The 14,396-nt window shown below is 71.1% G+C and carries 8 protein-coding genes and 1 pseudogene; 4 read left to right on the forward strand and 5 right to left on the reverse strand.

The genetic code is table 11. The features are described from left to right. Window positions 1–161: 161 nt before the first annotated feature. Together ACIBBB_RS09305 and ACIBBB_RS09310 are read left to right on the forward strand one after the other, a co-directional pair. Window positions 162–1,895 carry an ABC transporter ATP-binding protein gene (locus ACIBBB_RS09305; protein ID WP_398980386.1) on the forward strand — a complete coding sequence of 578 codons (1,734 nt, stop codon included), beginning with the start codon at window positions 162–164 and terminating at the stop codon, window positions 1,893–1,895. Then, window positions 1,895–3,829: an ABC transporter ATP-binding protein gene (locus ACIBBB_RS09310; RefSeq protein ID WP_398980387.1), complete on the forward strand. Its 1,935-nt coding sequence runs from the start codon at window positions 1,895–1,897 to the stop codon at window positions 3,827–3,829. The genes ACIBBB_RS09305 and ACIBBB_RS09310 overlap by 1 nt, the downstream gene beginning before the upstream one ends. An 87-nt stretch (window positions 3,830–3,916) precedes the next feature. Here ACIBBB_RS09310 and ACIBBB_RS09315 read toward each other — a convergent pair whose 3' ends face one another. The 5 genes and pseudogenes from ACIBBB_RS09315 to ACIBBB_RS09335 all read right to left on the reverse strand — a co-directional run. Further along, window positions 3,917–5,173: a sigma-70 family RNA polymerase sigma factor gene (locus tag ACIBBB_RS09315; RefSeq protein ID WP_398980388.1), complete on the reverse strand. Its 1,257-nt coding sequence runs from the start codon at window positions 5,171–5,173 to the stop codon at window positions 3,917–3,919. 177 nt (window positions 5,174–5,350) lie between these two features. Continuing rightward, window positions 5,351–7,279, reverse strand: coding sequence for a DNA primase (dnaG, locus tag ACIBBB_RS09320; RefSeq protein WP_398980389.1), 1,929 nt, complete (start codon window positions 7,277–7,279; stop codon window positions 5,351–5,353). 70 nt (window positions 7,280–7,349) lie between these two features. After that, window positions 7,350–8,636 (reverse strand): NAD(P)/FAD-dependent oxidoreductase, encoded by a 1,287-nt coding sequence (locus tag ACIBBB_RS09325; RefSeq protein WP_398980390.1) that lies wholly within the window; start codon window positions 8,634–8,636, stop codon window positions 7,350–7,352. Between the two features lie 248 nt (window positions 8,637–8,884). Continuing rightward, entirely contained in the window at window positions 8,885–10,264 is a 1,380-nt protein-coding gene (locus ACIBBB_RS09330) for a deoxyguanosinetriphosphate triphosphohydrolase (protein ID WP_398980391.1), read from the reverse strand. A gap of 23 nt (window positions 10,265–10,287) precedes the next feature. Further along, a pseudogene (locus ACIBBB_RS09335) lies at window positions 10,288–11,022 on the reverse strand (sirohydrochlorin chelatase); the annotation flags it as partial. Window positions 11,023–11,335: 313 nt separating this feature from the next. Here ACIBBB_RS09335 and ACIBBB_RS09340 point away from each other — a divergent pair. Both ACIBBB_RS09340 and ACIBBB_RS09345 read left to right on the forward strand, forming a co-directional pair. After that, a complete protein-coding gene (locus ACIBBB_RS09340) occupies window positions 11,336–12,043 on the forward strand; it encodes a vancomycin high temperature exclusion protein (RefSeq protein ID WP_398980767.1) in 708 nt (235 codons plus the stop codon). A 115-nt stretch (window positions 12,044–12,158) separates the two neighbouring features. Continuing rightward, the gene (locus ACIBBB_RS09345; RefSeq protein ID WP_398980392.1) at window positions 12,159–14,324 is read left to right on the forward strand and encodes a molybdopterin oxidoreductase family protein; all 2,166 of its coding nucleotides are present in this window, start codon (window positions 12,159–12,161) and stop codon (window positions 14,322–14,324) included. Window positions 14,325–14,396 lie beyond the last annotated feature (72 nt).

Below are 14,396 nucleotides of genomic sequence, written 5' to 3' on the forward strand. Positions count from 1 at the left end.
GGCCGGGGGTGTGGGGCCGGCGCTCGTGAGGAGGTGGAGCCGGGGCTCCGGTACGACAGTCGTTCTTGACCGGTCCTTTGTGGAAAACCCTTGGGTTCCGGCGGTCGGTGTGTCGCAGGATGGGTCCGACCCCCGATCTTGCCGAGCCCGAGAGACAGTACGTGCTGCTACGACTACTCAGAACCCATCTGGCCCCCTACAGAACGGCCATCGGTCTGCTGGTGGCTTTCCAGTTCCTGCAGACCTGTGCCTCCCTCTATCTGCCCACCCTCAACGCCGACATCATCGACAACGGTGTCGTGAAGGGGGACACGGGTTACATCATGGAGTTCGGCGGTCTCATGATCGCCGTCAGCGTTCTCCAGGTCCTCGGCCAGATCGGGGCGGTCTACTACGGTGCGCGCACCGCGTCGGCCCTCGGCCGTGACGTGCGGGCCGCGATATTCGACCGGGTGCAGAGCTTCTCCGCCCGCGAGGTCGGCCAGTTCGGCGCGCCGTCGCTGATCACGCGTACGACGAACGACGTCCAGCAGGTACAGATGCTGGTCCTGATGTCGTTCACGCTGATGGTGTCGGCCCCGATCATGTGCGTCGGCGGCATCGTCATGGCGCTCGGTCAGGACGTGCCGCTGTCGGCGGTGCTGCTCGCCGTCGTGCCGGTGCTCGGTGTCTCGGTGAGTCTGATCGTGAAGCGGATGCGCCCGCTGTTCCGCACCATGCAGGAGCGGCTCGACACCGTGAACCGGGTGCTGCGTGAGCAGATAACCGGCAACCGCGTCATCCGGGCCTTTGTACGCGACGAGTACGAGAAGGAGCGGTTCAAGGGCGCCAACACCGATCTCACCGAGATGTCGCTGGCGACCGGCCGGCTGATGGCGCTGATGTTCCCGGTCGTGATGACCGTCGTGAACGTGTCGTCGGTCGCCGTCGTCTGGTTCGGCGCGCACCGCATCGACAGCGGCGGAATGCAGATCGGCGCGCTGACCGCGTTCCTCGCGTATCTCATGCAGATCGTGATGGCCGTGATGATGGCCACCTTCATGTTCATGATGGTGCCGCGCGCCGAGGTGTGTGCCGAGCGCATCGAGGAGGTGCTGGACACCAGGTCGAGCGTCGTCCCGCCGAAGGACCCGGTGCGAAGCTTGCGTCGGCACGGTCATCTGGAGGTGCGGGGCGCCGAGTTCCGCTACCCGGGGGCCGAGGAGCCGGTGCTGCGCGAGGTGTCGCTGACCGCGAGACCGGGCGAGACGACCGCCGTCATCGGCTCGACCGGCAGCGGCAAGTCCACCCTGCTCGGGCTGGTGCCCCGGCTGGTCGACGCGACCGCCGGCGAGGTGCTGGTGGACGGCGAGAACGTACGGGGTCTCGATCCGGCCCTGCTGGCCAAGACGGTCAGTCTGGTGCCGCAGAAGCCGTATCTCTTCTCGGGGACGGTGGCGACGAATCTGCGGTACGGCAATCCGGACGCGACCGACGAGGACCTGTGGCACGCGCTCGATGTCGCGCAGGCCAAGGAGTTCGTGACCGAACTGGAGGGCGGGCTGAACGCGCCTGTCGCCCAGGGCGGCACGAACGTCTCCGGCGGGCAGCGCCAGCGGCTCGCCATCGCGCGCACGCTGGTGCAGCGGCCGGAGATCTATCTGTTCGACGACTCGTTCTCCGCGCTGGACTACGCGACGGACGCGGCGCTGCGCGCCGCCCTGGCGCGTGAGACCGCCGAGGCGACGGTGGTGATCGTCGCCCAGCGGGTGTCCACCATCCGTGACGCCGACCGGATCATCGTCATGGACGAGGGCCGGGTGGTCGGTGAGGGGCGTCATCACGAGCTGATGGCGGAGAACGAGACGTACCGGGAGATCGTGCTCTCCCAGCTGACCGAGGCGGAGGCGGCCTGATGAGCGGTCCTGGTGGACGCATGATGGCGGCCGGCGCGGGGGCTCCTTCGCAGCGGTCGATGGATTTCAAGGGGTCGAGCAAGCGGCTGCTGCGGCAGTTGGCGCGCGAGAAGGTCACCCTGTGGTGGATGCTCGCCGCGGGCGTGCTGAGTGTGGCGGCGGCGGTGGTCGGCCCGAAGATTCTCGGCTCGGCGACCGACCTGATCTTCGCGGGGGTCGTCGGTCGTCAGACGCCGGGGGGTGTCAGCAAGGACGAGACGGTCTCGCGGCTGCGGGACGAGGGCGACAGCGGGCTCGCCGATCTGCTCTCCGGGGTGGACTTCACGCCGGGGCAGGGCATCGACTTCGACGCGGTCGGCCGGGTCCTGCTGCTGGCGCTGGCGGTGTATGTCGCGGCCGGGCTGCTGATGCTCGTCTCGACGCGGCTCTCCATCCGGGTCATCAACCTCACCATCTACCGGATGCGTGAGGACGTACAGGCCAAGCTGTCGCGGCTGCCGCTGTCGTACTTCGACCGTCAGCAGCGCGGTGAGGTGCTGAGCCGGGCGACGAACGACGTCGACAACATCTCGCAGACGCTCCAGCAGACAATGGGCCAGCTCGTCAACTCCCTGCTGACGATCGTCGGCGTGCTGGGCATGATGCTGTGGATCTCGCCGCTGCTGGCGCTGGTCGCGCTGGTGACGGTGCCGCTGTCGGTGTTCGTGGCGACGAAGGTCGGCAAGCGTTCGCAACCGCACTTCGTCTCGCAGTGGAAGTCCACGGGCACGCTGAACGCCCATGTCGAGGAGATGTACACGGGGCATGCCCTGGTGAAGGTCTTCGGGCGGCAGGACGAGTCGGCGCAGGCGTTCAAGGAGCAGAACGACGCGCTGTACGAGGCGGGGTTCAAGGCGCAGTACAACAGCGGGATCATGCAGCCGCTGATGTTCTTCATCTCCAACCTCAACTATGTGCTGGTGGCGGTCGTCGGCGGGCTGCGCGTCGCGTCGGGGACGCTGTCCATCGGCGACGTGCAGGCGTTCATCCAGTACTCGCGCCAGTTCTCGATGCCGCTGACGCAGGTGGCGTCGATGGCCAACCTCGTCCAGTCCGGGGTCGCGTCCGCGGAGCGGATATTCGAGCTGCTGGACGCGGACGAGCAGGAGAAGGACGCTCCCTCGGCGGAGCGCCCGCACGAACTGCGGGGAGGGGTGACGCTGGACAACGTGGCGTTCCGCTACGAGCCGGACAAGCCGCTCATCGACGATCTGTCGCTGTCGGTCGAGCCGGGCCAGACGGTGGCGATCGTCGGCCCGACGGGCGCGGGCAAGACGACGCTGGTCAACCTGCTGATGCGGTTCTACGAGGTGACGGCCGGCCGGATCAGTCTGGACGACATCGACATCGCCACCATGTCGCGTGAGGACCTGCGCTCCCGAATAGGCATGGTCCTCCAGGACACCTGGCTGTTCGGCGGCACGATCGCGGAGAACATCGCGTACGGCGCCGCGCGCGACGTCACCCGGGCGCAGATCGAGGAGGCGGCACGGGCGGCGCACGCGGACCGTTTCATCCGGACGCTGCCCGACGGGTACGAGACCGTGATCGACGACGAGGGATCGGGCGTCAGCGCGGGCGAGAAGCAGCTCATCACGATCGCGCGGGCGTTCCTGTCCGACCCGGTGATCCTGGTGCTGGACGAGGCGACCAGCTCGGTGGACACCCGTACGGAGGTGCTGATCCAGAGGGCGATGGCCCAACTGGCACACGGACGGACGAGCTTCGTGATCGCGCACCGGCTCTCCACGATCAGGGACGCGGACGTGATCCTGGTGATGGAGAACGGCGCGATCGTCGAACAGGGCACGCACGAGGGGCTGCTGGCGACGGAGGGCGCGTACGCGCGGTTGTACGCGGCGCAGTTCGCGCAGGCGGTCGCCGAGGTGGACTAAGGGCTGTCCCGTCATCCCCGGTCGACGGGGCCCCGATCGCCGGACGGGCTGCCTGGGGGTGGCCCGTCCGGCGTGTGAGCGGGGCGTTCAGTCCAGATAGCCGCGCAGCTGGTCCGCGAACGCGTGGTCGCGGAGTTTGCTCAGGGTCTTGGACTCGATCTGCCGGATCCGCTCGCGGGTCACCCCGAAGATCCGGCCTATCTCCTCCAGCGTGCGCGGGCGGCCGTCCGCGAGGCCGTAACGGAGCTGGACCACTTTGCGTTCGCGCTCGCCGAGCGTGGAGAGGACCGCCTCCAGATGCTCGCGGAGCAGCAGGAACGCCGCCGACTCCACGGGTGAGGCCGCGTCGCCGTCCTCGATCAGGTCACCGAAGGCGACATCGTCCTCCTCCCCCACCGGCGCGTGAAGCGACACGGGTTCCTGGGCGAGCCGCAGGACCTCGCCGACCCGCTCGGCGGTCAGCTCCAGCTGCGCCGCGACCTCTTCGTGGGTCGGTTCGTAACCGCGCTCCTGGAGCATCCGGCGCTGGACGCGGACGACACGGTTGATCAGCTCGACCACATGGACGGGGACCCGGATCGTACGGGCCTGGTCGGCCAGCGCGCGGGACATCGCCTGGCGGATCCACCACGTCGCGTAGGTCGAGAACTTGTAGCCGCGCGCGTAGTCGAACTTCTCCACGGCCCGGATCAGGCCGAGGTTCCCCTCCTGGACGAGGTCGAGCATGGTCAGTCCGCGGCCGACGTAGCGCTTGGCGACGGACACGACGAGCCGCAGATTCGCCTCGATGAGCCGGCGCTTGGCCATCCGGCCGAGCACGACGAGCCGGTCGAGGTCGACGGCGAGCTGGGAGTCCAGGTCGGGCGTGGAGCCGAGCTTCTCCTCGGCGAAGAGTCCGGCCTCGACGCGGCGCGCGAGGTCCACCTCCTCGACGGCGGTGAGCAGTTTGATCCGCCCGATCTCCCGCAGATACTGCCGGAAGAGGTCGGACGAGGGCCCGCCGTTGTCGGCCTTGCCACGCGGACCGAGGCGTTCCGGGATCTCGGAGATGTCCACCGGGTCCTCGGTGACGGTCTCCGGGACCGCCTCGGGGCTCGCCCCGGGGGTCGTCTCCGGGTGGTGCGCGGCGCGGCTCTGCGATGGAACCGCCGACGCCGGCTCGGTCTCGGTCAGGGTCTGGGTCTGCACGGGCGCGGCCTCCAGGGTGATCGCTGCCGGATCGGGGGCGTGCGGCAGCGGGACGTGAGCGGCCGGGCCGCCGTCAGTCCCGTACACGATGAGCGGATCCGCGGGGGTCAGAGGCCCACTGTGGGTGGACCGGCCGCGCTCCGGGAACACAGGCACCGCTGTCCAGTGTGGCTCAAGGCACACGGCCGCTACGAGAGGTGTGCGGGGACTTTCTGAGTCCAGTGCGTAACCGGGCAGTTACCGAAGGATGTTTAAAACACGGGAAGTTGGGGCGGGTGGGGGTGGAGTGACGGCCTGGGCGCACGCCTCCGCCCTCGATCGGCCGGACAGGGCTTAGAGCGCCGCCGCGCCGCTGTTGCGCAGGGACTGGCGGTACTGCTGGAGCACCCACAGCTCGTTCTGCACGGCCTGGTGCCGTTCGTCGTCCGCGCCGGTGCCCAGGCGGGCCAGCGTGCCCGTCACGTCGTGGATGCGGATGTCGACGGCGCGCAGCCGGACCCGTACGAGCTGGTCCCCCGCGTACGCCTCGTCGATCGTCTTGCCGTGGAAGACCTCCACCGCCAGCTCCGTGACCAGGGCGCGCACCGCGTCGTTCGGCGCGGCCTCACGGACCCGCGCCAGATACTCCGGTGCGGAGTCGGTGCCCTGCTCGGCGCCGCCCGCGTCCTCGATCGCCCGGCGGACCGCCGCGTAGGGCGGGGCGGTGAACTCGTCCGCGCCGTACGCGTCGAAGGCCGGGGAGACCAACTCCGGCCGCTGGAGGGCGAGTTTGAGCAGCTCGCGCTCCGTGCGGTGGGCGGGGCTGCGGAGATTGAGCGCGGGCCCGGAGAGAGCCGCGGGCCGTCCGGAGTCGTAGGAGGACGACGGGCCTCCGCGTCCGCCCTGGTCAGGCGTCCGGCCCGCCGGTCCCGCCGGACCGCGTCCGCCCCGGTCACGCGCCCAACGGGCCATCTGCGCCACGCGCTTGACCACGAACTGGGTGTCGAGGATGCCGAGGATGCCGGCGAGCTGGACGGCGACCTCGTGCTGCGACGCGCCATTCTTGATGCGGGCCACGATGGGGCCCGCCTCGTCCAGCGCGGACGCGCGGCCCGCCGGGGTCTCCAGGTCGTACCGGGAGACGATCTGGCGGATCGCGAACTCGAAGAGCGGCGTGCGCGGTTCCACCAGGTCCTGGACCGCCGCGTCGCCCTTGCTGAGCCGCAGTTCGCACGGGTCCATGCCGTCGGGCGCGATCGCGATGTACGTCTCGGCGGCGAACTTCTGGTCGTCCTCGAAGGCACGCAGCGCGGCCTTCTGACCGGCCGCGTCACCGTCGAAGGTGAAGATCACCCGCGCGCTGCCGTTGTCCATCAGCAGCCGGCGCAGGATCTTGATGTGGTCGGTGCCGAAGGCCGTACCGCAGGTCGCGATGGCGGTCGTGATCCCCGCAAGATGGCAGGCCATCACGTCCGTGTAGCCCTCGACCACCACCGCCCGGCTGGCCTTGGCGATGTCCTTCTTGGCCAGGTCCACCCCGTAGAGCACCTGCGACTTCTTGTAGATCGCGGTGTCGGGGGTGTTCAGATACTTCGGCCCGTTGTCGTCGTCGCGCAGCTTGCGCGCGCCGAAGCCGACGACCTCGCCCGAGATGTCGCGGATGGGCCACATCAGCCGGCCCCGGAACCGGTCGATCGGACCCCGGCGGCCGTCCTGGGAGAGCCCGGCGAGCAGCAGCTCCTTGTCGCTGAAGCCCTTGCCGCGCAGAAAACGGGTCAAATGGTCCCAGCCCACCGGGCTGTAACCGATCCCGAAATGCTCGGCCGCCGCCTGGTCGAAGCCCCGCTCGGCGAGGAACTTCCGGCCGATCCCGGCCTCTTCACCGGCGAGCTGCTCCACATAGAACTCGGCCGCCGCCTTGTGCGCTTCCACCAGCCGGATCCGCTCGCCCCGCTGGTGGGTGGGGTTGTACCCGCCCTCCTCGTACCGCAGCGTGATGCCCGCCTTGGCGGCGAGGCGCTCGACCGTCTCGGAGAAGGAGAGATGGTCGATCTTCATCACGAAGGCGATGGTGTCCCCGCCCTCCTGGCAGCCGAAGCAGTGGAAGAGACCCTTGCTCGGACTGACCTGGAAGGATGGGGACTTCTCGTCGTGGAAGGGGCAGAGACCCTTGAGATTGCCTCCGCCGGCCGGGCGCAGTTGCAGATACTCGGACACGACGGTGTCGATCGGGACCGCGTCCCGAACCACCTTCACGTCGTCGTCGTTGATCCTGCCTGCCACAGGAGAATTCTACGGGGACGCACCGACAGTCCCTTACGCCCGGTCCACGACCGCCCGTCCCACGGACCTCTCAGCTGCCGGGCGTGCCGAAGCTCTCCAGCGGCACCGTCGGGTCGGCGAGGGCGTCGAGATCCTGCCGGGCACCGGAGCGGATGATCCGCTGGATGTCACCGGTGACGTCCCACACGTTGACGTTCATCCCGGCGAGCACCCGGCGGTCCTTGAGCCAGAAGGCGATGAACTCGCGCTTTCCGGCGTCGCCGCGCACCACCACCTGGTCGTAACTGCCGGGCGGCGCCCAGCCCGAGTACTCCAGGCCCAGGTCGTACTGGTCGGAGAAGAAGTACGGCAGCCGGTCGTACGTCACGTCCTGGCCGAGCATCGAGCGGGCCGCGGCCGGGCCGCCGTTGAGCGCGTTGGCCCAGTGTTCGACACGGAGCCTGTCCGTGGGCAGTTCGGTGCCGGGCAGCGAGAACGGGAAGGAGGCGACGTCGCCCGCCGCGTAGATGTCCGGGTCGGAGGTGCGCAGGCCCAGGTCGACGGCGATGCCGCCGCCGTGCTCGCGGTCCACGAGGTCGAGACCGGCCGCCTCGGCGAGGCCCGTACGGGGCGCGGCGCCGATCGCGGCGAGCACGGCGTGCGCCATGTGCTCCTCGCCGTCCTGCGTACGGACGGAGAGGACCATGCCGTCCTGGCCGACGATCTCGGTGAGCCGGGTGCCGAAGTGGAACCGTACGCCGTGCTCGCTGTGCAGCTCGGTGAAGAGCTGGCCCAGCTCCGGGCCGATGACCTGGTGCAGCGGCGTCGGGTGCGGCTCGACGACGGTGACCTCGGCGCCGTACCCGCGGGCGGCGGAGGCGACCTCAAGCCCGATCCAGCCGCCACCTGCGATGACCAGATGGCCGTTGTCACGGCCGAGGGCGGTCAGGACCTGGCGCAGCCGGTCGGCGTGCGCGAGCCGGCGCAGATGGTGGACGCCCGCGAGGCCGGTGCCGGGGATGTCGAGGCGGCGGGGTTCGGAGCCGGTGGCGAGGAGCAGCTTGTCGTAGCGCACGGAGGTGCCGTCGCCGAGGTGGACGCATCGGGTGTCGCGGTCGATCTCGGTGACCGTCTGGCCGAGGTGGAGCTCCACCCGTTGCCGGGCGTACCAGGCGGGCTCGTGGACGAAGACGCTGTCGCGCTCCTCCTTGCCGGTCAGGAAGCCCTTCGACAGCGGGGGGCGTTCGTAGGGGTGGTCTCCCTCGTCCCCGATGATGATCACTCGGCCGGTGAATCCTTCGGAACGGAGGGTTTCCGCGGCCTTCGCCCCGGCCAGCCCACCGCCGACGATGACGAAAGTCCGATGTGCGTCGACCACTTGATGCCTCCTCGTTACGCTGCCGCCATCTGTGAGCGTCCCGCACGGAGCGTGATGGCGAAAGAGGGGAGGCTCCACGGGCATGGTTCCGGCTTGATGTGGCTACCTTGCTACACGCGTCATCCCAGCGCGTGGCGGCTCGGCCCGCTTCGGCCGTTGGCTGAATATGACGGGTGCCTGATGCACGGTGCGGGCGCCCGGGTGCGGCGCCCAGGTATGTCCCCCGGGTACGGCACCCAGTGCGTCCCTCAGGCGCGTCCGGTGAGCGCCGTGTGGAGGGAGCGCGCCGCCGCATCCGTAAGAGAGGCGATCTGGTCGACGATCACACGCTTGCGGGCGCGGTCGTCGGACGCCGTGTCGAAGAGCGCGCGGAACTGCGGGTCCAGCCCGTCGGGCGCACGGGCCGTCAGCGTCCAGGCGAGTTCGGCGAGAACGATGCGCTGGTCCGCGCGGAGCGATTCCTGGTCGGCGCGCTGCATCACATAGCGGTGGGCGACGGCTTTCAGTACGGCGCACTCGTCGCGCGCCTCGCGCGGGACGACCAGAGAGGCGCCGTAGCGGGTGAGCGGCCCGGTGCCGTACTCCGCCCGGGTGGCGCTCTCGGCCGCGAGACAGAACCGGCCGATGAGCTGGCTGGTGGCGTCCTTGAGCCCGGCCTGGGCGACGGCCGTGCCGTCGTAGCCGTGCGGCCACCACTCCTGGACCATGAGCCGGTCCAGTGCGTCGGCCAGTTGCCCCGGGTCCGTGCCGTGCGGTACGTACCGGCCGATCGCGACCGCCCAGATCTCCTCGCGCTCGGGCTCGGAGAGAAGCATCCTCGGGTCCACATGCCCGGCGTGCAGGCCGTCCTCGAAGTCGTGCACCGAGTACGCGACGTCGTCGGACCAGTCCATCACCTGTGCCTCGAAGCAGACGCGGTTCGGCGGGGCGCCGTGCCTGGCCCATTCGAAGACGGGCAGGTCGTCCTCGTACACGCCGAACTTCACCGAGCCCGGGTCGGTGGGGTGGGCGCCCTGCGGCCAGGGGTACTTCGTCGCGGCGTCGAGGACCGCGCGGGTGAGGTTGAGGCCGACGCTGATGAGGCGGGCGCCGCCGTCGGCCTCAGCCTCCGCCTCGACGGCCGCCTCGGCGCGCGGGGCGGTGACCGCCGTGCTGATCGCCGCGGACACCGAGTCGGCGCGGACGAAACGCTTCGGCTCGATGCGGGTGAGCAGGCGGAGCGACTGTGCGTTGCCCTCGAAGCCGCCGCAGTCCTTGGCGAAGTCGTTGAGCACCTGTTCGCCGTTGTGGCCGAACGGCGGATGGCCCATGTCGTGCGAGAGACACGCCGTCTCGACGAGGTCCGGGTCGCAGCCGAGCGCGGCGCCGAGTTCGCGGCCGACCTGGGCGCACTCCAGGGAGTGGGTCAGCCGGGTGCGCGGGCTGGCGTCCCACTCCTGGCTCTGTGAGCCGGGTGTCACGACCTGGGTCTTGCCGGCGAGCCGGCGAAGGGCCGAGGAGTGCAGGACGCGCGCGCGGTCACGCTGGAAGGCGGTGCGGCCGGGGCGCTTGTCGGGTTCGGCCGAGAAACGTTCGGTGTCCGCCGGGTCGTAGGCGCTGTCGTCGTGAGGTGCGGTGATGCCTTCCATGCACCGAAGGTAACCGGCTCGGCCGCCAGGTGTGCCCGCGCCTCCTCGTAGCGGTGGAGCAGGAGGCGTGCCATGTCCGGGTGGGCGCCGAGCGGGGCGGCGGCGATCCATGGCGCGTCGGCGGCCGCGCGGGTGGCGAAGTGTCCGGGCGCGGTGAAGTACGACGCGAGCGCGATACGGCTCCGGCCACGTGCCGTCAGGTCCCGTACGGCGTCGGGGACGGTGGGCGTGGCGGCGGACGCGTACGCGGGGACGACCGGCACCCCGCCGAGCCGCGCGCTCAGCAGCGCCGCCGTGCGGCGGGCGGCGGCGGCGGCCGAGCGCGGGTCGCGCGATCCGGCGGCGGCGAGGACGACGGCGGTGTCGTCCGCGCGGTGCGGTTCGTCGCGCCAGCCGGCCTCCACGAGGCGTGCGTGCAGGGTCTCGACCAGCAGCGGGTGCGGGCCGAGCGATGCGGCGATCGTGGTCCGGAGCCGGGGCGCGGCGGCGGCCGAGCGGGGCAGGTCGTACGTGACGTGGTGGCCGGGGCCGAGCAGCAGCGGTACGAGGACGGCCCGGCCGCCTCCCAAGGAGGCGAGGGTGTCGGCGAGGGACGGCCGCTCGATCTCGATGTGCCCGAGCCGGACGGCGAGACCGGGCCGGTACTCCTCGACCTGTCGCAGCAGGGCCCTGACGGTGCGCAGGGCGCGCGGGTCACGGCTGCCGTGGGCGACGACGACAAGGGTGGGGGCGGGCGTTGCGGCGGGCGGCTCGTCCATGGGCCGATCCTGCGGGGCGGACGTTGCCGGGTGGTTGCGGCGGGTGTCGCGGAGGTTTTCGGGGTGCTCACAGGCGCGAGGGGGGCGCTGCGAACTCTTCGGCGGCGCCGGACGTCTTACCGGGTGCGGGGTACGGAGTACGGGGTCCGGACGGGCGGCGGGACCGTACGGAAGAGACGAATGACGGGGGCTCATGTTCACGCCGAAGATGCCACGGCCGCGTATGCCGAGGGTGCGTATGCCGAGGGTGCGTATGCCGAGGGTGCGTATGCCGAAGGTGCGTATGCCGAAGGTGCGTATGCCGAAGGTGCGTATGCCGAAGGTGCGTATGCCGAAGGTGCCGCTGCCCCGGGTACGGCTGCCGAGGACCCGGCGGGAGCGGCGGCTCGCGGTGCAGGCCCTCATGCTCGGGTGTGTCGTGGCGCTCGCGCCCTCCACCTGGATGTACACGACGGCCGACGCCCATGTCCGCACCGTCGCCGACGTGCCGGAGCATGACGTCGCCGTCGTGTTCGGGGCGGGGCTGCGGGGCGACGCGCCGACGCCGTATCTGGCGCACCGGCTCGACACGGCGGTCGAGCTGTACGAGAGCGGCAAGGTGAAGGTCGTCCTCGTCACCGGCGACAACAGCCGTGAGGAGTACGACGAGCCGGACGCCATGCGGACCTATCTGACGGCACGCGGGGTCCCGGACGACCGGATAGTCAGCGACTTCGCCGGCTTCGACACCTGGGACTCCTGCGTCCGGGCGAAGAAGATCTTCGGGGTGGAGCGGGCGGTGCTGGTGACGCAGGGCTTCCACGTACGGCGCGCGGTCGCGCTCTGCCGGGCGGCGGGCGTCGATTCGTACGGTGTCGCGGTCGCCGAGCGCCACGACGTGACCTGGTACTACGGCGGGGTCCGGGAGTTGGCGGCGGCGGGCAAGGCGGCGCTGGACGCGCTGACCCGGCCCGATCCGCACTTCCTCGGTCCGGTCGAGAGCGGTGTCGGCGAGGCACTGGCGGCCGGCGGCGGGCCGTGACGCGGGTCCGCGCGAGCGGCCCTCACAGCGCGGGACGGACGGGCGGGAGGTGCGTGTGCCGGGGGCGTAACCGCGTACGGCCGGGGCCGTAACACCCGGCACGCACGCTGGCACCATGACCGATGCCGCTGTCCCGACCCACTGCCCGTACTGCGCGTTGCAGTGCGGGATGAGCCTGCGGCGTACGGGGGACGACGACCCGGGAGTCGAGGTCGTCGAGCGCACCGGCTTCCCCGTCAACCGTGGCGCGCTGTGCGGCAAGGGCCGTACGGCGCCGGCCGTGCTGTCGTCACGGGTGCGGCTCACCGAACCGCTCGTACGGCGGCCGGGCGGCGGCGCGCTCGAACCCGCCACCTGGGACGAGGCGCTCGGTGCCGTCGCCGACGGGCTCGCGCGGACACGGTCGGGCCACGGGCCGGACGCGGTGGGCGTCTTCGGCGGGGGCGGGCTGACGAACGAGAAGGCGTACGCGCTCGGCAAGTTCGCCCGCGTCGTGCTGGGGACCTCGCAGATCGACTACAACGGGCGTTTCTGCATGTCGTCGGCCGCCGCCGCGCATCAGAGGGCGTTCGGGCTCGACCGGGGGCTGCCCTTCCCACTGGCGGACATCCCGCGTACGGGGTGCGTCGTCCTGGTCGGTTCGAATCTCGCCGAGACCATGCCGCCCGCGCTGCGCTATCTGAGCGAACTGCGCGAGAACGGCGGCACGTTGATCGTCGTCGACCCGCGCAGGACCAAGACCGCCGAGCAGGCGGATCTCCATCTGGCGCCCCGGCCCGGCACGGATCTGGCCCTGGCGCTGGGCCTGTCGCATCTGGTGGTGGCGCAGGGCCGGACGGACGAGGCGTTCATCCGGGAGCGTACGACCGGCTGGCCGGAGGCCAGGGCCGCGGCGATGGCGCACTGGCCCGAGCACGTGGAACGGGTCACGGGGGTCCCGGTGCCCCAACTCCGCGAGGCGGTGCGGCTGTTCTGCGACGCCCCGACGGGCATGGTGCTCACGGCGCGCGGGCCCGAGCAGCACTCGAAGGGCACCGACACGGTCGGCGCCTGGATCAACCTCTGTCTCGCGACGGGGCGCGCGGGCCGGCCACTGTCCGGCTACGGCTGTCTCACCGGCCAGGGCAACGGCCAGGGCGGGCGCGAACACGGCCAGAAGGCGGACCAGTTGCCCGGTTACCGGAAACTGACCGACCCGGCCGCGCGGGAGCACGTGGCGCGGGTGTGGGGCGTGGATCCCGACGCGCTGCCGGGGCCGGGGCGGAGCGCGTACGAACTGCTCGACGCCCTCGGTGGCGACGTGAAGGCGCTGCTGTTGATGGGGTCGAACCCGGTCGTCTCGGCGCCGCGCGCGTCGCACATCGAGGGGCGGTTGCGGTCGCTGGACTTCCTGGCCGTGGCGGACGTGGTGCTCTCGGAGACGGCGGCACTGGCCGATGTGGTGCTGCCGGTGGCGCAGTGGGCGGAGGAGACGGGGACGACGACGAACCTGGAGGGCCGCGTCCTGTTGCGCCGCCGGGCGATCGCCCCACCACCGGGCGTACGGACGGATCTTGAGGTCCTGCACGGCCTCGCGGGTCTGCTCGGCCACGAGAAGGGCTTTCCGCCGGATCCGGAGGAGGTCTTCGACGAGCTGCGCAGGGCCTCGGCGGGCGGCCCGGCGGACTACTCGGGGATCACCTACGGACGCGTCGTCGCGGAGGACGGCGTGTTCTGGCCGTGCCCGGAGACGGGGACGGAGGCAGGCGCCGCGCCGCCGGAGCCGGGGACCGCGCCGCCGGAGCCGGGGACCGCGCCGCCGGAGCCGGGGACCGCGCCGCATCCCGGGACGCCGCGGCTGTTTCTTGAGCGGTTCGCGACGGCGGACGGGCGGGCGCGGTTCGTGGATGTAGTGCATCGGGAGGCCGGGGAGGAGACCGACGGGGAGTATCCCGTGCTTCTCACCACCGGGCGGGTCGCGGCGCAGTATCAGTCGGGGGCGCAGACCCGGCGGGTCGGGAAGTTGAACGACGCCGCGCCCGGACCCTTCGTCGAGCTGCATCCGCGTCTCGCCGAGCGCGTCGGAGTGGTCGACGGGGACCCGCTCGTCGTGGTGTCGCGCCGGGGGCGGGCGGTCGCGCCCGCGCGGGTCACGGATGCGATCCGCGCGGACACCGTCTTCATGCCGTTCCACTGGCCGGGCGAGGGCCGGGCGAACAATCTGACCAACCCGGCGCTCGACCCGACCTCCCGCATGCCGGAGTTCAAGGTGTGCGCGGTCCGCGTCGAGCGGGCGGAATGACGGGGAGCAGCGGGTACGAGGCGTGCTTGCCGCCCGTGTGGACGGTGGCCCGGCCGTCGTACTTCCCCGCTA

The sequence above is a fragment of the Streptomyces sp. NPDC051217 genome, assembly GCF_044455465.1.
Classification (GTDB): Bacteria; Actinomycetota; Actinomycetes; order Streptomycetales; family Streptomycetaceae; genus Streptomyces.